Genomic DNA, 25,096 nt, shown 5'->3' with positions numbered 1-25,096 from the left:
TTCTCAATCGATGCCAATGGCGTTATTACCCTAGCGGGCGAACTGGACTTTGAAGTCGCTGAATCACACACCGTGACAGTCAAAGCAACCTCTACCGATGGCACCACAAGCGAAGCTGATTTCACTGTCCATGTTGAGGATGTGCCTCAAGGCTATGAAGATTCAGAAATAGCATTAAACATATTTGTTGCGAACCCTGAACAGACAGTTTCAATTAAAATTGCTGATATTCCAGAAGGCAGTAAAGTAGCAAGTGGTGAAACTCAATTCACTATAACAAATGGTATTGTAATCCTAACGGCTGCCGATATTGCAGCAGGTAAGTTAGATACTTTAACCGTGACACCGCCAGAGCATAGTGATGCTGATTTTGATTTGAATATCACAACTAGCACAGCGAGTGAAGATGGTAGTTTAATCACTACAGATAAAGTGATGACGGTTATTGTTGACGCGGTAGCAGATACACCGAATTTGGCTGTGTCAGTTGATGAATCGAAGGCTAGCCTGGTTGGGAATATTTTTGAGACAAACTTTGACTCTATTACTGAGCAAGATTTTGTTGATTCATTAGAGGGTTGGTCACCAAGAGATGGGGAGCAGATTGAAACGTGGGTTAATGGAAGTAATAAATTCATTGAGTTAAATGAAGACCCTCAGTCGGATGACCCGTACCCTGATGCTACTATGATTACGCGTAGTGTTGATACCGTAGCTGGTGAAACATATACCTTAACATTTAAATATTCACCACGCGGAAATTACGGTGCAGATGTCAACAAGTTTGCTGTCACTGTTGGTGCTGACGGTGTGAATGTAGTGAATGAGGAATATAGTAAAGCGGGCTCGAATTCTGATGGTAATTTTAATGAGGGTTGGGAAACAGCAACTATTACCTTTGTTGGCACTGGCGAAGCAATGGATATCACCTTCGAAGCAACAGGGGTTGATATTAATAATGGACGTGGGATGTATATCGATGACATTTCACTAGATGTTGACGCTATTGTATTGATCCCATTAAATATTCAGTCGTCACTTGTAGATGATGATGGTAGTGAGTCATTAACAGTCAGTATCTCAGAACTTCCTGCAGGGGCACGACTAAATTATGGGACTGAAATAGCAGGGGTCTGGACTGTACCTGTTGCTAACTTAGCTGATATAGCACTGATCATGCCTTCTGTCAGTTCACCAATTCAGGAGGTGAATTTAACTATAACCGCAACCACACTGGAACAGCCAACAGAAAATACAACGGAAGAAGACTACGCTAATAACATGGCCTCAACTCAAGAAACTCTTTCTTTCTGGGTTACGCCTGACGGGAATATCACTATCACATCGCCAGGGCCAGAGGCTAATGATGACGGTTTATCTGATGGAGGTTTGTTTGGCGAGTACTTCGGCTACAATCAATATGCTGAGGGGCATTCAAATTTAGGTAGTCTACGCCAAGTAGAGGGCTATATTGACTCTCAGGCTAATGGTGCCGATATTACGTTTATTTCAACTGAATTAGATTACCAACGTATTGATAAAAAACATGGCAACATCAGTGGTGGTGATTACCTCAATGGTATTCCTACACATCTGCAAGAGTTCTTAAATGACGATGCTAATTCAATGACAGGTACAAGTTCTGACTCATCAACTGATGGCATTATCAAACTGACGGGGAACCTAAATGTTGAAAACTCAGGTAGTTATAAGTTAAACATATCTCATGATGATGGCTTTAGTATTATTATCGACGGTGAGTCAGTAATTTCTTTCGACAAAAATACACCCGTTAAAGATAGTTCTGTGGATATAGAGTTAACTACTGGAATGCATAGTGTGGAAATTATTTATTGGGATCAAGGTGGTAACTACGTATTAGATCTAGAGCTAACTGATTCAGATGATAATAATATTTGGATCGCAGAGAACCTCTCACATGGGCAAAAAGTTGATAGTGGTGATGCGGTTGTTATTGACGTATTAGCTAATGATACAGATTTAAATAATGACTTGATTGATGCTTCTGCCAGTGTGGTCATTGTTACAGCTCCTGAACATGGTACTGTGGTTGTTAATGCTGATGGTACTGTGACCTACACTGCAAATGATGGTTATGCTGGAAGTGATAGCTTTACTTATAAAGCAGTGGATCAAGCGGGTAATGAGTCTGAGCCTGCCACCGTTTCCTTAAGTGTGGTTGCGCCTGCAGATCTTGATCAGGATGATGTAGTTGCACCTACTGGTGATAATGTTATTGAAGGTTCTGACCTCAATGATAGTTTCATGAATAATTCGTACACTGTTAATGATGCATATGATCCTAATTGGGGGACTCATGCATTTGATGATAGTCTTGACAACATCATTAATGCAAAAGCTGCAAACGATCACGTTGAAGGCGGTGCTGGAAACGATACTATCTACTTGGGCGACAGCCATGTTGGAGATTTAGATACAGGTACTGCTCGTCAAGCTGCTGAAGATAAGTTTGAGTCATTCGCTAAGGGAAGTGATGAAAGCCATTTAAATAGAACAAGTAATGCTTGGGAATATGATGACCAAGGTGAGATTGTCTATTATACAAAAGATGACTTGAAAGCTTCTGTAGCTGGTAGTCAAGCTCATGTTGATATTGCGAGTGGCGATAGAGGTGATGACACTATCTACGGTCAAGGCGGTATCGATTTAATCTATGGTGGCGCTGATTCCGATACCCTTTATGGTGGCGCCGATATGGATGTTCTTCGCGGCGGTTCCGGCAATGATTTCCTAATTGGTGGTTCAGGTGATGATGTGCTGATAGGTGGCTTAGACAATGACTCATTAACTGGTGGCAGTGGTAAAGACACCTTCGTGTGGCTAGCTGGCGAAACTGGTACGGACACAGTGACTGACTTTACTGTTGGTGAAGATAAGCTTGATCTAACTGAACTATTACATCTAGATGGTGATGAAAAACTTGATGATTACCTAAGCTTTAGCTCGGATGGTACAAGTACGACTATTTCAATTGGTAAAGATGATAGTGGTGTGGCAGAGCAAACGATTATTCTTGATGGTGTTGATATGCAAGATGCAATTGCAAATAACAATGTGACCGTGTTGAATCAGTTGTTTAACAGTGATGGTGGTGCGCCATTATTAGTTGATACAGTGACAGATGGTTATGTACCACCTAACTCAATTGAAGATGAAATCTAATACTTTTTTGTAAAATAATATCTTTTTATCAGATATTTAATTAAAGAAGTTAGATATAATCAAAAGAAATTAGAATGCTAATAGTTCGCTATTAGCATTCTTTCTATATTTACTAACAAAGGAATTTTTGTGGAGCAACCAGCAACACCATTACCCCAATGGTCAATCAATTCATCACAGCGACTAGAAAGTGACCCATTGTTAGACTGTTTAGTGATTATCACTGAGCACTTTGGCTCGCCTTGTTCGCCTGATGCATTAGCTGCTGGCCTGCCCATGACAGAGGCTGTGCTTCCGCCGGATTTATTACCTCAAGCGGCAATGAGGGCTGGGTTGACAGCTAAATTGAGTCGTAAAGGAATTAATGAAATACCGGATATGCTATTGCCTTGTATTTTATTATTAAAAAATCAAAAAGCTTGTGTTTTACAAGAGTTAGATATTGAAAATAATAAAGCGGTGTTATCTCTTCCTGAAACAGGAGGACAGGAACAACTGACCATTGAAGCGCTTGAGTCTCAATATGTAGGTTATTTGTTTTTAATAAAGCAGCAGTATCGAGGTGACAAGCAGGTTGTTGATGTTCATCATTATCAACATAATGAGCATTGGTTATGGAGTGCGATAAAAACCGGCATCCCTATTTACCGTGATGTCATAATAGCGACAATTTTAATCAACTTTTTTGCTTTAGTGTCGCCACTTTTTGTGATGAATGTGTATGACAAGGTGGTGCCTAATCTAGCATTTGAATCATTGTGGGTGTTGGCGTTAGGTGCTGGCCTAGCTTATATATTTGACTTTATTTTGAAACAGCTTCGAGGCTATTTAATTGATATTGCTGGCAAGCGTATTGATATTACCATGTCTTCTAAATTGTTTTCCAAGGTCATAGGTATTCCACTTGAGCATCGCTCGCCAAGTGTTGGCGGAACCGCTAAACAAGTGAGTGAGTTTGATACGATACGAGATTTTTTATCTTCTGCCACCATCACTGCATTAGTTGATTTACCCTTTGCTATTTTATTTATGGTAATTATTTGGTTGGTTGCAGGTGACTTAGTTGCATTCCCGATTTTGGCTACGATTATCATTATTGGTTATACCCTATTACTCCAACCTAAATTACGTCATGCAATTGAGGAGAGTAGTAAGTTTACCAGTCTACGTCATGGCCACTTAATTGAGAGTTTAAGTGCGATTGAGTCAATTAAAGCCAACGGGGCGGAAGGAATTGTTCAAAAAGCATGGCAGCAAATGCTCGGGCATACATCTCATTGGAATATGAAGTCTAAGAATATTTCAAATTCGGTGTCTAATGTCGCTAGTTTTTTTGTTCAAACTGCCGTTATTGGCGTTATTGTGCTTGGTGTTTATCGTGTCTCAGAAAATATGATTTCGATGGGAGCCATTATTGCTGCCGTTATGTTATCAAGTCGAGCCATTTCACCGATGGCAAAAATAGCAGGCTTATTAACTCGTTCTAATCATACCCTTAGCGCCATGAGGGCTATCGATGGCTTAATGAAACAAGAAGGTGAGTTTGAAAACAAAGGGCAATTAGTCAGCGTTGGGAGGCTTAAAGGTCATATTGTGGCTGAAAAGCTTGGTTTTAATTACCCTGAATGTGAGAAACCTGCACTATACCCTTTATCTATCAGTATCAAGCCTGGTGAAAAAGTTGCGATTATAGGTCGAAATGGTTCAGGTAAAACGACGCTGGCGAAAGTCTTATTAGGTTTATATCAACCATCGACCGGCACCTTGCGATTTGATGGAATAAACCACGGACAAATACACCCTAGTGACCTTCGTCGCAATTATGGCTATTTACCGCAAGAAGTTACATTATTTCACGGGACGATCAGGGATAATATCCTTTTTGGTACTCGTCAGGTGACGGAGTATCAATTAATCCGTGCTGTTCAGCTATCTGGTGTAAGTTTATTTACGGACTTAGATAGTGAAGGCTTGGATATGCAAGTGGGAGAGGGTGGTCAAGCTCTATCGCGTGGTCAGCGTCAATCTGTCGCTTTGGCACGTGCGATATTAAATGATCCTCCGTTATTATTACTTGATGAGCCAACCGCTAGTTTAGATGCACGTGCTGAAAATCAGTTCGTTCGCTCGATGCAGATGACCGGTAAAAATAGAACCATGCTATTGATAACGCATAAAATGCATTTATTAAAATTAGTAGACCGAATCATTGTGCTTGATAGAGGAAGGTTACTTGCTGATGGACCTCGAGATAAGGTTTTAGAGAAGTTGAAGGCTGGAACAGTCGAGGCTGATAAATGAAAGTAACGCAACAAGACCTCGAGATGGCTGATGATGTGTATGGGGCGATGCTTAGTGAGGCGCCAAATATTCATCGTTGGACAATATGGACCTTATCGGCATTAGTATTGACGTTTATTATATGGTCATACTTTGCTGCGTTAGATCAAGTGACTTCAGGGGAGGGTAAAGTCATACCTTCATCACAGGTACAAGTTATTCAAAGTTTAGATGGTGGTATTTTAGAAAAACTATATGTTAGTGAGGGCATGTTAGTTGATAAAAATCAGCCAATAGCTAGAATTGACGACACTCGCTTTCAGTCTGATGTTAAACAACAGGAGCAAGAAGTTGATAGTTTACGAGCTAACATCATTCGTTTAAGAGCTGAACTGGCGAGTATTCTTGTAGGCGACGATGACAATTGGCGTTTACAGATAGAAATCAAAAAGAAGGTGACAGAGTTTCCGCAAGATTTGATAAAGAACTCCCCTCGTCTTGTTGAGCGTCAGCAATATGAATATGATGTACGTTTGGATAACCTAATCAATCAAATTGCAATTCAGGCGACACAGATTCAACAAAAACAGCAAGAGGTGGAAGAGCTGAATTCAAAAATTTCAACGCTTGAAAGAAGCTTCGATTTTGCCAAACGAGAGCTTAACTTAACTAGACCTTTAGCTGAGAAGAATATCGTTCCTGAAATTGAGCTATTGAAGCTCGAAAGAAGTGTAAATGATATAAAAGGTGAACTGAGCTCTATTACGCTATTGCGCCCAAAACTAGAGTCATCGCTTGATGAGACAGTACTTAAGCGACGTGAAACAGTGTTAGTTTATCGGACAGAAATTCGAGCAGAGCTCAATAAGTTACAGAGTGACTTATCACAAATGAATGAAGCACGGGTTGGCATTCAAGATAAAGTCGAAAAGGCGTTGATAACCTCGCCTGTTATCGGGACCATCAAGACAATTCATATTAATACACTAGGTGGCGTTATTAAGCCGGGACAGGCATTAATCGAAATTGTGCCAACACAAGATAAATTATTAATTGAAGCAAAGATTAAGCCTCAGGATATTGCTTTTATCCGACCAGGGCTACCTGCAATTGTTAAAGTGACAGCTTATGACTTTGCTAAATATGGTGGTTTAACCGGTAAAGTTGAGCATATCAGTGCAGATACAACGCAAGACGAAGAGGGTAATAGTTTCTATATCATTCGTGTGAGAACAGACGCGTCAAGTATCATGAAAAAAGATAAAACAGAAATGCCCATAATCCCAGGGATGATGACTTCTGTTGATGTAATTACGGGAAAACGAACTGTTTTAGAGTACATTCTTAACCCAGTGTTAAGAGCTAAACAAACAGCTTTACGAGAACAATAAACTTTAAAGGAAGTTAGCATGCGTTTTTTTAATCGAAAACAACCGTTATATAAAAAAACAATATCGGTATTATCGCTTTCAGTTGCTACTGCATTGGTTTCAAATGTTGTCAGTGGACAGACATTAGAGCAAGCTGTAGCAATGGCCTTAGACACAAATCCAGAAGTTAGGATTGCACTCAGTCGCTTTAAAGTCACTGAAGAGCAGTACAAACAAGCTGCTGCTGGTTATTTACCTACGGTTGATTTGTCTGCAGGTTATGGCTTTGAGGAAACAAATAGCCCTGGCACTCGCCGTGGAGCAAACGATGATGGCCAAGTAGGGCTTAAGCGTGGAGAGTTTTCTCTTAGCATCAAGCAAATGCTGTTTGATGGTTTCTATACCAGTAGTGAGCGCTCTCGTACCGAATTTGAAGCAAGTGCTGAACAATGGCAAGTTTTCTCTACTGCAGAAGATCTGGCACTCGAGGTTGCTAATGCCTACACAGCTGTGTTACAGGCAGAGCAAGTATTAGCGCTATCACGTAAAAACTTAGAATCGCACCAAGTTATTTTTGAACAAATCAAGCAGCGTACTGACTCTGGGTTAGGAAGCGTTGCTGATTTATCTCAAGTGTCGGGTCGTTTAGCCCGTGCTAATGTCAATGTGATTAGCGCAACAAATAATTATCTAGATGCAACGGCTACTTATAAAAAATTAATTGATACTCAGCCTCAAGACTTAATTATTCCAGTGCCTGATGCTGATCTGTTACCAGCATCCAAGCAAGAGGGGCTAACCAGAGCAATCGAGAATCATCCAACGATTAAGTCGGCTGGCAATGATATTGAAGCCACTCGCTACGCTAAAGAGTCTACAAACTCGAGTTATTACCCTACGATTAGTTTTGAGATTGATGCTAACCTCAATAATAATACGGGTGGTGAAGAAGGCATTGATCGGTTAGGTGTCGACGTTGGCGGTCATAATAACAATGCATCAGCAATGATTAGAATGAAGTACAATCTTTATTCAGGAAATAAGCACTCAGCACAAACGCGAGCTGCTGCTTATCGCATCAGTGAGGCTGTTGAAGTAAATCACCGTGCTCATCGTGATGTAACAGAGGGCTATATGCTAGCTTGGAATGCTTACGAATTGTTAGCTTCTCAAAAGACATTTATTCAACAGCATGTTGAGTCATCAAAGGAGACTCAAACATCTTATGAGCAACAGTTTAAGTTAGGGCAACGGAGTTTGTTAGATTTACTTGATACGGAAAATGAGTTGTTTGAAGCGCGAAAAGATTATTTGAGCGCAGAATATCAAGAGATTAATGCTAAGTATCGTTTATTAAATGCTACAGGTCAGTTGTTAGACTCTTTACGTGTGACGCGTTCTTCTTTATGGAACGGTGAAGAGAGTTATGAAGGAGGAGTTAAATAATGAAAGGGTTAATCTCATTGGGAGTATGCTTACTTTTAGCAGGCTGTGGTTCAACCACAGTTTTAGATTTAACTAAACCAACAACTCAAAAAAGTAACCTTAAGGATCTAGATCGTGACGGTGTAATCGAAGCGCGTGAACGATGTGCTGATACCTATACCGGAGCTAATATTGATAATTATGGCTGCAGTAGTATAAAACCCATTAGTGAAAATATTAATTTAGATATTAAATTTGCGAATGCTTCATCTTTTATAAACAGCAGTGATTTTCATAAAATAAAACAAGTTGCTGATTTTATGGGTAAGTTTCCTGGCAGTAAAGTTGTGATAGAGGGGCACTCAAGTCGTCAAGGTAAACGCCAGTTCAACCAAGAACTCTCTGAAAAACGTGCATTAGCGGTAGCTAACGTATTGACTAACCGTTATGGTATTTCTCCAGCTCGAGTTTCATCGATTGGTTATGGCTTTGATAAGCCTGTTAATTCAGCAGATACGGCTGAGGCTCATGCCCAAAATCGACGTATAGTTGCAACACTTAGTGGCACTGATTCGGCGACAGCGATGAAATGGACGATTTATACTGTAGACGAACAGGAATAAGCAAGCTAAGTGCTCATAAAAGCCGCGACTACAATAGCTAAAGTAACCATTGCTTTAGCGTTAGTTATTCCTTCAGCTAAAGCTGAAACAGCGCTATTTGATAAGTCTCGTGTTGTGAATGTTTTAACTGATAATTATGGCTTACGAGCAGGCAAGAGAGGCACAGCCTGGCTGAATATTTTGAACATTGATCAGTCAGTTTCTGATAGAGAAAAATTAGAGAAGGTAAATAACTTTTTTAACTTTTTTCACTTTGTTGACGATATTAAATTGTGGGGAGAAGAGAACTATTGGGCTACCCCGCTTGAGTTTATAGGGGTAAATGGTGGTGATTGCGAAGATTACTCTATTGCTAAATATTTCTCATTGTTAGAGCTAGGTGTTCCGGATAAAAAAATGCGTATTACTATGGTAAAGGCTAAACACCTTAACCAATACCATATGGTACTTGCTTATTATGAAACGCCGACAGCCATCCCAATTATTTTAGATAATTTGGATGGCGAAATAAAATTAGCAACCAAACGGAAAGACCTGTTACCAGTTTACAGTTTTAATGGTACACAGTTATGGTTGAATAAAGAAAAAGGAAAGGGTGTCTTGGCCGGCAAGTCCAGTAGGTTAAAAAAGTGGACTGGCCTAAATCAACGCCTAGGAAAACATAAACTAAGACAGCCTAAGCTAAAATTGGAGTGATAAGTACATGACTTTGTTTCGACAAATAAACTCGTTATTATTTGGACTTTTTTTAGTCGTAATGACCAGTATCGTCTACTTTCAGTTTACTGAAACTAGAAACTTTATGATGCAACAGATGAAGTCTGAGCTGAATAACACCAGTACGTCTTTGGGATTAATGCTAAAACCACACCTTGAAACTGGTGATATGGTTGCTGCTGAAACGTTAGTTAACGTTATCTTTGAGGGCGGTTTTTATCGTAAAGTTACCCTGACATGGTTAGTCGATAATAAACAGCAGAAGTGGGAGAATGAAGTTGTTATCGATGAAGTTCCTGAGTGGTTCTTATCATTAGACTTGTTTGAAGCACAGAAAAAAGAAAGCCTTATCACTTCGGGTTGGATGCAGTTAGCAACGCTAGAGATTGAAGCTCACCCAGGATTTGGCTACCGCGAGCTATGGCGGATTATGAATGATACACTCATGATTTTATCATTCTTATTTATAATCTCTTTAATCATTCTTCGCATTAGGCTTAATAAAATTTTAGAACCGCTTAACAATATTGCAATTCACGCGAAAGGTATTGCGGAGCGTAAGTTTAATAAAGATATGCCACTGCCTTCTACCTCTGAGCTTAAGGACGTTGTGATATCAATTAACTCGATGTCAGGGCAATTAAAGAAAGTCTTTAATACGTTAGACAATGAAGTAGATACTCTACGTAAAGACAGCCTTGTTGATAAAACATCAACCCTACCTAATCGCCAATATTTTTCCGGGCAGCTAAATAGTTGGCTAAGCGAACCCGGTTTTGGTGGTTTAGTCTTATTAAAACTAGATTGGCTAGATGAGATTCATAGCCGCTATGGTTTTCAGGTTCGTGATGAAACTATAAAGATTTTAGCTGAACAAATGCAACAACAATTACCGAAAATTGCTGAATCTACCATAGCCAGAATTGCGAAAAATGAGTTTGCTTTCTTAATCACCAAAGGTGAAAGGGATGAAATTACTAATTATATTCAATCTCTAATTCGATTGGTCAACCAAGAAATGTCAAAGGCTGGGTGTGAGCCTAATAGCAATTTTTATATCGGGGTTAGTGAGCGCCTAGATGATATGAAGCCGACAGATTTATTAGCCCAGTCTGATAATGCTCTGCAACAGGCGATAAAGGATCAAGAAACACTAAAGTGGTTTGATGCAAAAAAACAGCATAAATACACCCGAGAGCAATGGCGTACTAAGTTGTCTCATGCGATTAACAGCAATCGTTTTGTATTCCAATGGCAACCAATTCATCATATTGAAACGGAAGATATCATTCAGCGTGAAGTCTATTGTCGATTAGAAGTTGAAAAACAAGTTTTAAATGCTAGTGTCTTTATGCCTTATATTGAACTGCTGTCATTAGGTAGTGAATTAGATAAGTGTATTTTGAAGTCGATTGTTAATGCTACCTTATTGGTTAAAACCCATGAGCCATTAGCGGTGAACTTAACTAGTGATAGTGTCAAAGATCCTAAGTTCCATTTATGGTTATCGCGATTCTTACAAAGTACAACTAATTCAGAAAAATTGCAGTTCGAAATTCCTGAATCCGTTATCAGTAGTAACCTTGAAGAATGTATTGCTCTTTGTGAAACAATTAAAGAATATGGTTCTGAGTTTGGTATTGATCAATGTGGACGTCGTATAGGTTCACTAAATTATCTACAACAGGTTAAGCCGACTTACGTTAAGCTTGACCAGTCGTTTTCTTTTTATAGTAAAACAGAACAAAATAGTGAACTGTGTAGAGCACTAGTGAATGTAGCTAAAGGACTTGATATTGATGTGATTGTAACGGCAATTGAAGACGAGAAACAGTTACGTAATTTCAAGCCTCTTAATCCTTATGGGTATCAGGGCTATATTTATCCTCCCGTTGAAATAGATCCACACGAGAGGTAACCCTCTGATTCACAATTAAATAAAAAAGGCGGCCTTTTTAAAGGCCGCCTTTTTGATCTAAAGCTTGTTCATTGTTTGATGTAATGCATTCAAACAAGCTTGTCCTAGCTTTTGTGAACGCAAAGGTGACCAGCCAACAAATTCATCTGGTGTCTCAACAGTGTCTTTAAACGGCATTTCAAGCGTCATCACTAATGCATTAAACGTTTCAGCTAAGTAATTAGTACCAACGGTCATAAGCGCTTCGCCATGTTTGTCTTTAGCGTAACCAATTTTAGTTTGAAAATCTGGGCTCGCATTAACTAGGGCTTGCTGATAGAAATCTAATAATGCTTGGCGATCATCATTCCAACTGACGATACCTTCAGAACCTGCAATAAAATTGTATGGTAGTGCTTCATCACCATGAACATCTAAACAGAAATCCATACCAGTTTGCTCCATCTTGCTACGTACGAGTAACACTTCTGGGCTGTGTTCCATTGTGGCAGATTGCCACTCTCGGTTTAAGTTTGCGCCAGCAGCATTGGTACGAAGATTTCCTCGTCGGCTGCCATCAGGGTTCATGTTCGGAACAACATAGAAAACCGCTTTGTTTAGTAATTCGCGCGAGATTGGATCTTCTGGGTCCAGTAATGAATCAAGCATACCTTCCATCCACCATTCAGCCATCGTTTCACCAGGGTGTTGGCGAGCGATCATCCAGCATACTTTTTTGCCTTCACCTTCTTGGCCAATCTTTAAAAGATCCATATCTTGACCGTCAAGTGTGTAACCAAGGTGTATATGTTCGACTAAATCGCTTAATTGTGCATTAGCGATAAGGTCATGATGGCGCTCCATCGAATAAGGTGCAAAGTAAGCAAAGTAAACACTATCACACTCGGGAGTGTGACTGATTGTTAACTCTTGTCCGTCAAATGCTGTTTCTACACGGAACCAGTTCACACGATCATAGGAAGCAACGGCTTGATACCCTTCCCAACCTTTTACATAAGAGGTATCTGCGGCATTGGTAATGGACATAGAGCAAGCTTTGCCTTTAGCGCCCGTTAAGCGATAATGAAACCATTGGCTAAAATCTGAGTTGTTATCTTTTCTTATCGCAAGCTTAATCTCGCCATTTTCATTAATTGATAGGCAATCAATGTTGCCACTATCGAAGTTTTGACTAATTTTCATAACTATCCTTTCCTGCAATTTTTACATGGTTACCATGCGGATTTACGCTCCATAATAGCAGTCAACGGACTGTCATACCACGTTAGTCTATGTTAGATAGTTATTGCGTAATTTATCGACGAATCACACTAAGCACTTATTCTTAGTGGCATGAAAGTTATCATAGCCTTTTTATAGCTGGTTTAATTGGCTCAATAAGAGTTTGTTTGAATATAGGTATAACTCATTGGCTTCAATGATAGCTGAGTGCCCATTTATGGTGATTGCTTGAATGTGGCCTTCTAGAGTCCAATCTTGGTCTAATGATAGCTGAAGATTTCTATGTTTTTGCAACATACGTGATAGGGCTCTATTATTCTTGCTGGCTAAGGCGGCAATAGCGTTGGGGGCTTTTAGCGTAAGTGTGACTCTAAATTTTGCGGTAATGGTGTCAGATTCAAAGTGAATCTCTTTGGCCTTGAGAGAGAAGACATCGTTCTCTAAGGTAATGGCTTGGCTTGCGCCTGTAACTAGAAACAGCATTAGTGCGAATAATTTCAACATGACGGCTCCTTCGTGTCAGTAAACCAATATAGGCCTACTAGTCGTGATTGTATTAGTTGTAACAGCGCTTTGTGGGAGCTTACTTGATTTCTATTGGGTCAACTCATTTGTGTTTTTTACAATAAAGTGCTCACTTTACTTAACTATTCAAAGCGGGATACGCCTAAATTAACTTCATTACAATAACCAAGTGATTTATAGCCCTTTTTAATAGTTTAGTCGGTAAAATAGAAAAAGGGCATTCGCTGTGAATATTTAAGAATAATCAAAATATATCTAAGCGAAGATTAGTTATAACGAACAAAGTAGGTTTTTACCAATTTTAGATAAACAGCAGTAAAACAAACTCTTAGTTGTTATTTAGAAGAAAGTCTCGCTTTATCTATTTGATAATCAAAGAGCAAAAAAAACATAAAATTTTTAAGTGCGTTTATAACAGGTGCTTTAGCGCAGGCCAAAGCAATAGAGGAGGCGTTATCTAACACTATTTACCGTGAAATTTTGGTTGACACTGTGTCAGTTGCACCATAAATTCAAAACACAGCAAACCCTCGATGTGAGGGGGGATAGTGGGGAATGGAAATGAGTAAAGGTGTCGTGCTTTCAGAGGTACGAGAAAAAATTACAGCAATAGATCAGCGGTTGTTACAATTGTTAGCTGAGCGTCGCCAATTGAGTTTAAGTGTAGCTCAATCGAAGGTTGATACCATTAAAGACGTTAGGGATACAGAACGTGAAGAAGAATTGCTGATCGACTTGATTCAGCGAGGGCATAAATTAGGTGTTGATGCTCACTATGTTTCTAAACTCTTTCACGTGATTATAGAAGACTCTGTCTTAAACCAGCAGGCTTGGTTACAAGCTCGTGTTAACAATGAAAATGAATCACCAGCTTGCCGCGTTGCCTTTTTAGGGGCCAAAGGCTCTTATAGTTATTTAGCAAGTCACCGCTATTTCTCTCGTCGAGTTGAAAGTATGATTGAATTAGGGTGTTCAACCTTTGATCAAATTATTAAAAAGGTAGAATCTGGTCAGGCGGAATATGGTGTATTACCAGTCGAAAATACCAGTTCTGGTAGCATCAATGAAGTATATGATTTACTTCAACATACTAGTTTGTCCATTATTGGTGAATTATCCCAACCGGTAGAGCATTGTTTACTGACGTCTCAAAAAGTGGATTTAGAGGCTATTGATACGATTTATTGCCATGCACAGCCTTATCAACAGTGCAGCCAAGTAATGTCTGAGTTGAGTGGTATTAAATTTGAATTTTGTGATAGCACTGCTGCCGCAATGGAAATGGTTCAAGAGCTCAATAAGGGAAATGTTGCTGTTATTGGTTCCCAAGAGGGCGGTCAGCTTTATGGTCTAGAGTCGATTAAAAGTAATATAGCCAACCAAAAAGAGAATCATAGTCGTTTTATTGTTGTTTCACGCAAAGCTGTAGAAGTTGCGGTACAAATTCCAGCAAAGACTACCTTCATTATGTCAACTCAACAACAATCTGGTGCATTAGTTGATGCTCTATTAGTGTTGAAAAATAACAATATTAATATGACTAAATTGGAATCAAGGCCGATTCAAGGTAACCCGTGGGAAGAGATGTTTTATATTGATGTTGATGCAAATTTGCATAGCCCTGCGATGCAATCGGCATTAACAGAACTAGGAAGCATAACTAAACAGATTAAAGTGTTAGGTTGTTACCCTACTGAACATATAACTGCGACAAAAATCCCGGAAGTTTTATTAGAAATCAATACTCCAATCTAATGATTTCTTCAATAAAAGGTATAACTTCAAAGACCATGCTTAGGCATGGTTTTTTTATAATTGCGAAATAAGTACCTTAGAGAGCTAAATTAAACGTAATAAAATGTTTCCAGTAGCATGAATCCTAATAGGTTGATTAAAAAAATAATTTTTTAAATGGTAGAAAAAATAGCCTATTAACTTAGGTTTTAGGCAAAAATTTATTTATTGATTGTGTGCAAAAAATATACTCAGGTGTTATTTTTAATATTCAGCTCGATCGACATTTGTAGCATAAAGTAGATTTTAATCAGGTTGATTAAGTTGAAACTTACAATAAATAGAGAGATGAATATGTTTACCAATAATAAAATTGCGCAAGGCGTTCGCTTTGCTATCTTTGCTGGTTTTACAGCTGCCAGTTTATCTAGTCCTATCGTTTTTGCAGCAGATGAAGAGTCTGTAGAACGCATTCAAGTTACCGGTTCAAGTATTAAGCGTACTGATATGGAAGGGGCGCTTCCGATTGTGAGTATCTCAAAAGAGGATATTGCAAAATCAGGCGTTACCAGTGTGCCAGATTTAGTGGCTCAATTACCTGCGATGCAGGGCTTCACAACTGCTTCTGACTCTGTAGGCGGCGGCGGCGGTGGTGTCCAAAGTGCCTCATTACGTGATTTAGGTGACCAATATACCCTTGTTCTTTTGAATGGCCGTCGGATGGCGCCTTCAGGCTCAGGGAGTACTATCGATTTAAACTCTATCCCTTTACCAGCGATTGAGCGCGTCGAAGTACTAATGGATGGCGCGTCCGCCCTATATGGTTCTGATGCAATTGCCGGTGTTGTTAACTTTATTATGAAACAGGATTTTCAAGGGGTTACTTTAAGTGCTCGAATCGATCGACCACAAGAGTCTGGTGGTGAGAGCGAGAATTTTTCTATTAGTGCTGGTTTAGGTGATTTAAGTCAAGATGGTTATAACCTCATGGCAGCCTATAGTCATGACAGCCAAGGCCGCTTACGCTCTTCTCAGCGAGATTTCTCAAACACTGGGATCTTAGGCTTCTCACACAATGATAATGATTATACGCTCGTGCAAGGTTCTGCGAATGCTGGACCTGGTAATGCATATCTGCGTTTTAAACAATTTGATGACGCGGGAAATGTCATTTTCACCCCAAAACTTGATGATGACGGGAATGAGATTCCAGGAGAGTTTACAGATACGCCAGATTATTATACGCGTAACTTTAACCCGTTTAGAGAGGCTAATGCGGGGGTTTGTGGACCAGACAGTGCGTCGAGTGGCTCGACGTGTGTGTTTGATTATACCAGCACCTTAGAAATATTACCTGAGACGAAGCGTGATAATATCTTTGTTCAAGGCTTATTTGAGTTAAGTGATGAAATGCAAGCCTATGCTAACTACTCATGGTCAAAATTTGAAATGGTCACTCGCATAGCACCTTATCCAACAGGAGGCTTTGTTTTACCACTAGACTCATCTCTAGTCGCCAGTGAAGTATTACCGCACCTAAATGACGATGAAAATGCGAAAATTGCAGCGGGAGATTTAGAGTTAGATCAAGTTGTCGCTCGCTGGAGAACCTTACCTGGGGGTAACAGAACCACTGCTTGGGACACAACCACTAATCATGCGGTAGCGGGATTACGCGGTGAAGTTTCTGAAATCACATTTGATGTTGCTATCACAATGTCGGATGCCGAAAGGGAACAGAATCGATTAACAGGTTACCCGATTGAAGACCCATTTATGGCGTTAGTTACTTCTGGTGAAGTTAATGTGTTTGGTACCTTTGAAGCGCTATCTGATGAAGCAAATATGGCGATAAAAGATACGATGTATAACGGGCCATGGGATAAAACTGATACAAGCATGGCGTCGATTGAAGGCAGTGCTTCTACTGTCATTGGTGAAGTAGAAGCTGGCGAAATCTATCTGGGTGCTGGCTTTGATTATCGTGAAGTGGAATTTACCAGACGTCGATCACAAGCAAATGCCGATGCAATTATTCTTTTTGAGGCGCCCACTGATGAATTCGATATGTCACGTGAGACCTATGGGATGTTTTTGGAGCTAATCGCACCCGTTACCGACGAAATTGAAGTGACGGCGGCAATTCGCTATGACAACATTGGTGCTGTAACAGATCATGACCGTGCGGAAAACAAAGTTGTTAATAAGGATGTGAATGATACCACTTATAAAGTTAGTGGTACTTACCGACCAACCGATGAGTGGTTAATTCGAGCGTCTATTGGTACAGGCTTTAAAGCTGCCACAATGCGCCAAATTGCATCGCCAAGAGAGGACTTCGGTGTGACCTCTGGTAGCTTTGACTGCCCAACAGGTTTAAAACCTGAACTCGCTGCGTTATGTTTCCCTGAACCATTTCAATATCAGGTTTGGTTAGAAGGTAATGCGAACTTAAAGCCTGAAACCTCAGAGCAGTTTTCAACGGGTGTCGTATATGCCCCAGATAATGACTTTAGTTTATCCATTGACTATTGGAGTGTTGATCTTGAGGATCAAGTGACGCGTTTAACGGAAGCTCAGCTATTTGGTGATGCTGTAAAGTATGCTGAATTCTTTACGACTAAGCCTAATTTAGGGACTGGCGGGGATGACCTTGCAATCATTCAAGCTGCAGTTAATATCGGTAAATCGAAAAATAGTGGCTTAGATTGGGCGTTAAATGTGACCAATGAGTTTTCATTTGGTGAACTGAAAACGTCCTTTACGGGTACATATATGATCGAAAGTGAAAGCTTGCGTGCTGGAACTACCGATGTTTGGGATACTAGCCTAGGTAAGTTTGGTAGTAATGATGCCGTTACGTTTAGAACTATTACGCGCTTGAGTAATACGCTAACACATGGTGATTTTGCTCACACGGTTAACTTTAGTTATCGTAGTGGTTATCAGGATCAGTTGGCCACTGGTGGAGATGTTCGCCTTGCCAGTGATATAGATACTGATGCACCTGATATTCAACTAACCGTTCCTTCTTATACAAAGATTGATTATGTAGGTAAGTACTTCGTGACTGAAATGTTTAATGTTACATTGGGTATCAATAATTTAATGGATAAACAGCCGCCATTATCGTTGCGAACTTCTGGAGCTGGGCATCAAGTGGGTTACGATCCTCGCTATACCGACTCACTCGGAAGAACATTTTATTTAGCTGCTGAATACTCATTCTAATAACCACAATAAAAAAACCAAGCATTAAAACAATGCTTGGTTTTTTATTACATCATTAATTGATTACTATTTTAAGTTTTCGTCGAAAAACTCTAGCATTGCGCTATAGAAATCATAACGGTTCTTCTCAATTTGGTAACCATGACCTTCATCACGAACCATTGATTTATATTTAATGCCTGCATCATCAAGAGCATTAGTTAAAGCGTCATACTGTTCCATTGGGCAGCGTTGGTCATCAGAACCATGAGCAATAAATAATTTAGCTTTGATTTTGTCTACATTAAATGATGGAGAGCGTGCTTCTAAGTCTGCTTGGTCACTACCTAGTACTTTATCTAAGAATAAACGGCCGCCTTTACGCGTTGGGATATCGCCTGATTTTTTCATTTCAGGTAGAGAGTATACGCCAACGTATGGTAATCCACATTTATACAGATCTGGTTCTCTCACTACAGCCATCGCTGTTGAGTAACCACCGTATGAACCACCGTATACACAGATACGATCTTTATCAGCAATACCTTGTTTTACAGCCCAAAGAGTCGCGTCGGTTACATCATCTTGCATTTCACGGCCCCATTTACGGTGACCTGACTCTTCGAAAACTTTACCATAGCCACCTGAACCACGGAAGTTTACTTGAACAACAGCATAGCCATTATGTGCTAAGAACTGAGCTTCGTTGTTCCATCCCCAGTTATCACGAGGACCGTGAGGACCACCATGAATCATTACGATTGTAGGTAGGTTTTTCTTCTTGCCTTTAGGTAATGTTACGTAGCCATGTAGTTCAACACCGTCACGAGCTTCCATCTTAAATGGGTTCATGTACGCCATGTCTTTGGCTTTTAATGTTGGTTGTACTGCAGTGTAAAACTTAAGTTTGTTTAGTTTACGGTTGTATGTGTAAAACTCACCTGGGTTAACGTCACTGTTTACATAAATAACTGCTTCGTTATGGTCAGCAGTCATGCTAGTAATAACTACGTTTGAATCTACAAAAGCTGCTTCAAATGATGAGATTAGCTTGCTATACCAATGTTCGCTATCAATAGACTTCCAACGGGCAAAACCATCGTCAAAACCAAAAGCGACTAGCTGACCGTTGTCAGGAGCTCTTCGACTTGAAGTGCCTGCATCAACAGAATCGCTGCGGTAAATGAGTGTTGCTTTCTTTGTGGTTAAATCAAACTCGTGGATGCCAATACGTAAGCTTTTAGCATCGTCGTAATCTGAAGAGAAGTAGAATTTTTGGTCGTCAGCAGAGAAACCTAATACATTAAAACGCGGGTTTTTAACATCTGAGCTTAATGCAAGTTTCTGCCATTGGTTGCCTAAATCTTTATAGTGAAGTGTGAAGTTCACATCGATAGAGTCTTTATCTTCTTGCTCGTAGCTAATTGCTACACGAGGGTTACCGTGAATATTAGCAACATAACCATGTACATCTTCTTTAGGAGAGTCAGGGTTAAACTTCATGGTACCTTTATAAACGTCAAGAACTTGAAGTTTTGCTTTAATAGCTCCGCCTTCATAACGACCTTTTTCGATTAGGATGTGTCTTGGTTGCTCACGTAGTAATGAAACAACTGAAAATCCGCCTGCTTTTTCAGTTAAGTCAATTCGCTTACTGCCGTCAATGTTTGACGAAAACGTACGACCAGGACCGCCTTTCTTGTCCCATAAACCGACAAATTTTCTTACTGAGTAGATAATTCTATCATTGTTAATCCAGCTAACAGCGCCAATACGACGATACTCACCGTAGTCAAAACCTGAAATAACTTTGTTGCTCTTTCGTTCAATAATTGCTAAACGAACCTCAGTATCTTTACGGTAAGTAACAGCAAAGTGCTTACCATCAGGAGAAACGATTACGTTCTCGAATTTACCGTGGCTAAAGAAATCCTTAACCCCATACTTAGTCGATGCGTGTGCAATATTAGTTAGCATTAAGCTAATAAATAAGGCTGCTGCAAACTTCATTAATTTAAAATGCATAAAATGTCCTTTAAATAGTTTGGTTAATTTTAGAGGCACGAACGGTGTCGTACCAAACACGGGGCAAACTATAGGTGGTTTATGATGTTTAGTTATCAAAAAGTTATAAATATAATATAATATTTATATAATTATATTTTAAGTTATTGTTTTTGATGGTTTAATTTCTTATTGCTAGCGACCTTTATTTTGTTGCTTTTTGTGCTGTAGGTAAGCTTTATCAGGTTGGAAAAGGCACCTAAGGAAGAGATATTACAAGTTAGGAATAGAGGGGGAGTTGATTAAGCCGGTGGTTAAGTGTTCAGAATAATAGAGCCAAAGTTTTCACTTTGGCTCCAATGTAAAGTGGCGCGCTATTTTAAGTTCTCATCAAAAAACTCAAGCATTGCACTATAAAAATCATAGCGATTCTTTTCTATTTGATAGCCGTGTCCTTCATCACGAACCATCGATTTATACTTTATGCCAGCTTCATCAAGCGCATCCGTTAAAGCATCGTATTGTTCCATCGGGCAACGTTGATCATCAGAGCCATGTGCGATGAATAGATTTGCTTTAATATTACGTACGTTAAAAGATGGTGAGCGAGCTTCTAAATCAGCTTGATCGTTGCCTAGTACTTTTTCTAAGAAGAGTCGGCCATATTTATGAATTGGGATATCACCGGACTTTTTCATTTCAGGTAACGAGTAGACACCAACATAAGGTAATCCACATTTATATAAATCAGGTTCTCGAACGACTGCCATCGCTGTTGAGTAGCCACCGTATGAACCACCATAAACACAGATACGGTCTTTATCGGCAATACCTTGGTCAATTGCCCATAGAGTAGCATCGGTGACATCGTCTTGCATTTCTCGACCCCACTTACGGTGTCCCGACTCTTCAAATGCTTTTCCGTAACCGCCCGAACCACGGAAGTTAATTTGCACAACAGCGTAGCCATTATGAGCTAAAAATTGAGCTTCAGTATCCCAGCCCCAATTATCTCTAGGGCCGTGTGGTCCACCATGAATTTTGACAATAGTCGGTAGGTTTTTCTTTTTACCTTTGGGTAGAGTCACATAGCCATGTAATTCAACACCGTCGCGAGCTTTCATCGAGAATGGATTCATATAAGCCATGTCACGGGCTTTTAATGCTGGTTGAACGGCTGCGTAAAATTTTAGTTTATTGAATTTACGGTTGTAAGTGTAAAACTCTCCCGAGTTTATATCACTGTTGACATAAATAACGGCTTCGTTATGGTCAGCAGTCATGCTGGTAATGACAACATTTGAATCAACAAATGCAGCTTCAAAAGATGCGATAAGCTGACTGTACCAATGCTTATTATCAATTGATTTCCAGCGAGAAAAGCCATCGTCGTAGCCAAATGCAACGAGTTGACCATTATCTGGAGCGCGGCGTAGTGCTGTACCAACATCAACTTTATCGCTTCGATAAATTAATGATGCTGACTTTTTAGACAGATCAAACTCATGAACACCTAATCTAAGGTTTTCAGGGTCATCATAATCAGAAGAAAAATAAAACTTTTGATCGTCAGCTGAAAAACCAATGACATTAAAGCGCGGCTTTTTGACGTCTGACTCTAAAGCCAGTTTTTGCCATTGATCTCCTAAATCTTTGTAATGTAGTGTGAATGTTACATCTAAAGAGTTTTTATCTTCTAATTCTGTGCTAATTGCGACCCTCGGATTACCGTGAATGTTTGCTACAAAGCCATGTACATCATCCTGTGGGGCGTCAGGGTTAAACTTCATGGTTCCTTTGTAAATATCTAACACTTGAAGTTTGGCCTTTACCGAACCGGCCTCATAACGTCCTTTTTCAATCAAAATGTGTTTTGGCTGATCGCGAAGTAGTGAGACAACAGAAAAGCCGCCAAGCTTCTTGGTCAAATTGATGCGTTTAGTACCATCAATATTGGCAACAAATCGACTGGCTGCCCCACCTTTTTTATCCCATAAGCCTACAAACTTTCTCACAGAGAATATAATTCGTTCATTATTAAGCCAACTAATCGCTCCAATACGTCTATATTCACCGTAATCGAACCCAGATATAACCTTATTGGTCTTTCTGTTTATAATCGCTAGGCGAACTTCAGTATCTTTTCGGTAAGTTACTGCAAAGTGTTTACCGTCTGGTGACACGATAACATTTTGAAACTTGCCATGGCTGAAAAAGTCTTGAACACTGTATTTGGGGGCGGCGACTACCGATGTGACGGTCAGTAATAAACTGATTAGCAAAATACTTGCTAACTTGGTTATATTAAAACTCATATAATATCCTTTTTTTAAGTTTGTATGAAACAGCTTACGTATAAAAATGTTACTTATAAAACAACTCTATTGCTTTCTAATTAAATGCTTTATCTTTGTCTCTTGAGGTATTTTCTTTGAGGCATATATGAGTTTTTTATGGATAACGAAGTCATAATATCGCGCGAGGGGCAGAAATATTTCGGCTTCTTCCCCTGTGTCTATTTTTGTTTTTGTAACGAGGTTATCGGATAGAAGGTAGAGGTACTCAGCGTCTATCTGCCAGTTATTAGTTTTTATACTATTAACAATTAAGTTTGTCGGGTTTGATTGCTTGAAATCACCAGAACGCTCAATAAGCGTTGGTTTACCTAACTGTAACGTAAAGTATTTATTGATACTACAAGCGGACTTAATCGTAATAATGTTTGTTAAGAGTTTATCTAATTTAGATGCAGCAACGTTATAGCGGTACAAGGCCCAGTTATTAGCGTCATCCTTTAGCGAGAGTAATATGGATTGACCGTCACAACTCCAAATAGGACTCCTTACTTCGTTAAATGTTTGATCTAAAATTACTTTTGAATCGGCTTTTGGCTGATTGATGTCTATTAGGTGCAATGAATTATTTCTAATAAATAAAAGGTGGTGATTATCAGGAGAAAAACTTTTATCACTAATAGTCCCCACCTGCTTAAAGTTCGTTAGGCTGTATTGTTTAGATGCAGTCTTAAGCCAAATCTGATCAAACCCACTTCTATTAGATGTAAATGCAATAAACTGTGAATCATTAGATATTGCTGGTGCTACGTCTTTATAGCTCGAATAAATTCGCTGTTCAAAGGTTGGAAAGTAAAGATCGTTGCTGATTGGGGCAGAGATTATTTCACTTGAAAAAAACGCCCCATCAACTAAATAAAAATCGTCAGTCTGGGTCAGAACTGGAAACCGTGTCGGTGACTGAAAATATTTTACAATATCAGTTTCTTTGTTTCTCACATCTACTTCAGATAAGCTATTGTTTTGATTGATTATATATACTTTATTATTATCATTTGACCAAGATAAATAAGTCGGCGTATGAAAATAGGTCTTAAGAAGCCTCTTGTCTTTTGTGTCTATATCTAAAACATAAAGGTGGACCTGATTACTTAAGGTTTTTCTCAAAAATGCTAATTTTGTATTGTCTTTTGATAGTGAAAAGCTAAAGTCATTTTTGTGATCCACTGTCGTAGTCAGTTTCTCTGAGATATTAGTTAATAAATTAAACCGCTCGATATTTGAGTTATAGGCTGACTTTACATTTGAAAAATAAAGCCATTCTTTATCATTGCTTATAGCGAGAGGCGCTAAGTTTTCTGCTGTGCCACAATCAGTTAAATAGTTGGAGTTTTTTTCTCTGCTGTCAAACTCAAACTCAGTACTCCAAATCTCACATTTACCTTCAATACTCTTAGTATAAGCAACGGCTGAATTGCCCTTAATCCAAACTGGAGAGTGAGATTCAAATAATCCTGAGGTCAGGGGAAAAACTTCATTGCTGCCAAGTTTCTTAATTCGTAATTGCCAGGGTTCAAGGTTATTATTACGATGATTATATGCCAAAAAATCCCCGTTTGGAGAAGGGGCTGGAGCCCACTCTTGTCCTCGCTCTATGGTTACAGGCAAATAAGATTGATAGCCTGATGTTAAAGCGGGAGGGCTTTCTTTTAATGTTGAATTAAGTAGGAAGTACCCGATTAAAAGCAAGCAGAAAATACTGGCGAATAATACCGTTATTTTTGTTCCTCTTTTGGACTTTGGTAATGTTGCAAGCTTATCAGTAGTTGCGATGTCATCATCAGTATCTTTGAGTTCGATTGAGCACAGTTGTTCTATCATCGAGCATGGGGCGATTAACTCATAACCACGCTGATGGTGCGTTTTTAAGTACTTAGGGTTTCTATAATCATCTTGTAGCAGCTTTCTGAGTTCAGATATTTTTGTATTGATAGCATGATCGGATACATAGCGTCCTTGCCACACGTTTTCTGTAAGCTGTTCACGGGTGATTAACTGGTTAGGGTTACGTGCAAAAAAAAGTAGTATAGCGGTTTGCTTACCGTCTATTTTTATTTCTTTATCGCAAGTTACCAATAAGCGTTTATCGGCAAAAAGCTTAAAATCACCAATCGTGTATTGTTCATGGGCACTCATAGAAACTTCATTTCATCGGTTAAAGTAGTCGGTAATGATCATCTAGGGGATTGATATTTGCGTCAATAATATCAAGTCCCTTTAGATACATTGGTCAAAAACCCGAATACAGTAATCGATATCTAAATAATATTCTAGTGGCTTTTATGCGAGCTTTTTAATTTTGGTGTATGTATCACTTTATTTTTATTAGATATTAATTGTTGCGACCCCTTTAAGGGTGAGGGTTTGGCACGATACTAAATAATTTAATAAAATCCAATTTTGTAACAAAAAAACACAGACAGGTTAAAAAGTACACCCTAAAGAGAGCTAGGTACATGACAGTATTAGGTGGTTTTAGCTCATTAATGAAACGCTGCCTTGTTTACTATA

The 25,096-nt window shown here is 39.3% G+C and carries 14 protein-coding genes; 9 read left to right on the top strand and 5 right to left on the bottom strand.

Annotated elements, in window-relative coordinates; translation table 11 throughout:
- The 7 genes from Q8W26_RS07470 to Q8W26_RS07440 all read left to right on the top strand — a co-directional run.
- The coding region (locus tag Q8W26_RS07470; protein ID WP_305472936.1) for an Ig-like domain-containing protein at positions 1-3,204 on the top strand (3,204 nt) is incomplete at its 5' end.
- A gap of 129 nt (positions 3,205-3,333) precedes the next feature.
- Positions 3,334-5,505 carry a type I secretion system permease/ATPase gene (locus Q8W26_RS07465; protein WP_101215448.1) on the top strand — a complete coding sequence of 724 codons (2,172 nt, stop codon included), beginning with the start codon at positions 3,334-3,336 and terminating at the stop codon, positions 5,503-5,505.
- Complete coding sequence (locus Q8W26_RS07460; RefSeq protein ID WP_101215447.1) at positions 5,502-6,875, top strand: HlyD family type I secretion periplasmic adaptor subunit; 1,374 nt, start codon at positions 5,502-5,504, stop codon at positions 6,873-6,875. The genes Q8W26_RS07465 and Q8W26_RS07460 overlap by 4 nt, the downstream gene beginning before the upstream one ends.
- 18 nt (positions 6,876-6,893) lie before the next feature.
- Positions 6,894-8,300: a TolC family outer membrane protein gene (locus Q8W26_RS07455; protein ID WP_101215446.1), complete on the top strand. Its 1,407-nt coding sequence runs from the start codon at positions 6,894-6,896 to the stop codon at positions 8,298-8,300.
- Positions 8,300-8,902, top strand: a complete 603-nt coding sequence (locus Q8W26_RS07450) for an OmpA family protein (protein ID WP_101215445.1) — start codon at positions 8,300-8,302, stop codon at positions 8,900-8,902. The genes Q8W26_RS07455 and Q8W26_RS07450 overlap by 1 nt, the downstream gene beginning before the upstream one ends.
- 33 nt (positions 8,903-8,935) lie before the next feature.
- The gene (locus tag Q8W26_RS07445; RefSeq protein ID WP_370694268.1) at positions 8,936-9,598 is read left to right on the top strand and encodes a transglutaminase-like cysteine peptidase; all 663 of its coding nucleotides are present in this window, start codon (positions 8,936-8,938) and stop codon (positions 9,596-9,598) included.
- 7 nt (positions 9,599-9,605) lie between these two features.
- The gene (locus Q8W26_RS07440; protein WP_101215443.1) at positions 9,606-11,537 is read left to right on the top strand and encodes an EAL domain-containing protein; all 1,932 of its coding nucleotides are present in this window, start codon (positions 9,606-9,608) and stop codon (positions 11,535-11,537) included.
- A gap of 57 nt (positions 11,538-11,594) precedes the next feature.
- Here Q8W26_RS07440 and Q8W26_RS07435 read toward each other — a convergent pair whose 3' ends face one another.
- Both Q8W26_RS07435 and Q8W26_RS07430 read right to left on the bottom strand, forming a co-directional pair.
- The gene (locus Q8W26_RS07435) at positions 11,595-12,719 is read right to left on the bottom strand and encodes a M14-type cytosolic carboxypeptidase (protein WP_101215442.1); all 1,125 of its coding nucleotides are present in this window, start codon (positions 12,717-12,719) and stop codon (positions 11,595-11,597) included.
- A gap of 171 nt (positions 12,720-12,890) precedes the next feature.
- On the bottom strand, positions 12,891-13,262 hold the full coding sequence (locus Q8W26_RS07430; RefSeq protein ID WP_101215441.1) for a hypothetical protein: 372 nt from the start codon (positions 13,260-13,262) through the stop codon (positions 12,891-12,893).
- Positions 13,263-13,838: 576 nt separating this feature from the next.
- Here Q8W26_RS07430 and Q8W26_RS07425 point away from each other — a divergent pair.
- Complete coding sequence (locus Q8W26_RS07425) at positions 13,839-15,038, top strand: chorismate mutase (RefSeq protein ID WP_305472931.1); 1,200 nt, start codon at positions 13,839-13,841, stop codon at positions 15,036-15,038.
- A gap of 333 nt (positions 15,039-15,371) precedes the next feature.
- Entirely contained in the window at positions 15,372-18,248 is a 2,877-nt protein-coding gene (locus Q8W26_RS07420) for a TonB-dependent receptor domain-containing protein (RefSeq protein ID WP_101215440.1), read from the top strand.
- Between the two features lie 66 nt (positions 18,249-18,314).
- On the opposite strand, the gene Q8W26_RS07415 is transcribed toward Q8W26_RS07420, so the two are convergent.
- From Q8W26_RS07415 to Q8W26_RS07405, 3 genes are all read right to left on the bottom strand, one after another.
- Positions 18,315-20,252, bottom strand: a complete 1,938-nt coding sequence (locus tag Q8W26_RS07415; RefSeq protein ID WP_101215439.1) for a S9 family peptidase — start codon at positions 20,250-20,252, stop codon at positions 18,315-18,317.
- A 353-nt stretch (positions 20,253-20,605) separates the two neighbouring features.
- Positions 20,606-22,546, bottom strand: a complete 1,941-nt coding sequence (locus tag Q8W26_RS07410) for a S9 family peptidase (protein ID WP_101215438.1) — start codon at positions 22,544-22,546, stop codon at positions 20,606-20,608.
- A 66-nt stretch (positions 22,547-22,612) separates the two neighbouring features.
- Positions 22,613-24,721, bottom strand: a complete 2,109-nt coding sequence (locus Q8W26_RS07405; protein ID WP_101215437.1) for a winged helix-turn-helix domain-containing protein — start codon at positions 24,719-24,721, stop codon at positions 22,613-22,615.
- Positions 24,722-25,096: the final 375 nt, after the last annotated feature.

The organism is Psychrobium sp. 1_MG-2023 (genome assembly GCF_030689115.1).
Classification (GTDB): Bacteria; Pseudomonadota; Gammaproteobacteria; order Enterobacterales; family Psychrobiaceae; genus Psychrobium.
This window is presented reverse-complemented; position numbering and strand designations above follow the sequence as displayed.

Excerpts from the sequence above, each read along its gene's own strand:
- Q8W26_RS07425 (WP_305472931.1), top strand. The coding sequence starts at position 13,839 with ATGGAAATGAGTAAAGGTGTCGTGCTTTCAGAGGTACGAGAAAAAATT.
- Q8W26_RS07455 (WP_101215446.1), top strand. The coding sequence starts at position 6,894 with ATGCGTTTTTTTAATCGAAAACAACCGTTATATAAAAAAACAATATCG.
- Q8W26_RS07410 (WP_101215438.1), bottom strand. The coding sequence starts at position 22,546 with ATGAGTTTTAATATAACCAAGTTAGCAAGTATTTTGCTAATCAGTTTA.
- Q8W26_RS07415 (WP_101215439.1), bottom strand. The coding sequence starts at position 20,252 with ATGCATTTTAAATTAATGAAGTTTGCAGCAGCCTTATTTATTAGCTTA.
- Q8W26_RS07420 (WP_101215440.1), top strand. The coding sequence starts at position 15,372 with ATGTTTACCAATAATAAAATTGCGCAAGGCGTTCGCTTTGCTATCTTT.
- Q8W26_RS07460 (WP_101215447.1), top strand. The coding sequence starts at position 5,502 with ATGAAAGTAACGCAACAAGACCTCGAGATGGCTGATGATGTGTATGGG.
- Q8W26_RS07430 (WP_101215441.1), bottom strand. The coding sequence starts at position 13,262 with ATGTTGAAATTATTCGCACTAATGCTGTTTCTAGTTACAGGCGCAAGC.
- Q8W26_RS07405 (WP_101215437.1), bottom strand. The coding sequence starts at position 24,721 with ATGAGTGCCCATGAACAATACACGATTGGTGATTTTAAGCTTTTTGCC.
- Q8W26_RS07440 (WP_101215443.1), top strand. The coding sequence starts at position 9,606 with ATGACTTTGTTTCGACAAATAAACTCGTTATTATTTGGACTTTTTTTA.
- Q8W26_RS07435 (WP_101215442.1), bottom strand. The coding sequence starts at position 12,719 with ATGAAAATTAGTCAAAACTTCGATAGTGGCAACATTGATTGCCTATCA.
- Q8W26_RS07450 (WP_101215445.1), top strand. The coding sequence starts at position 8,300 with ATGAAAGGGTTAATCTCATTGGGAGTATGCTTACTTTTAGCAGGCTGT.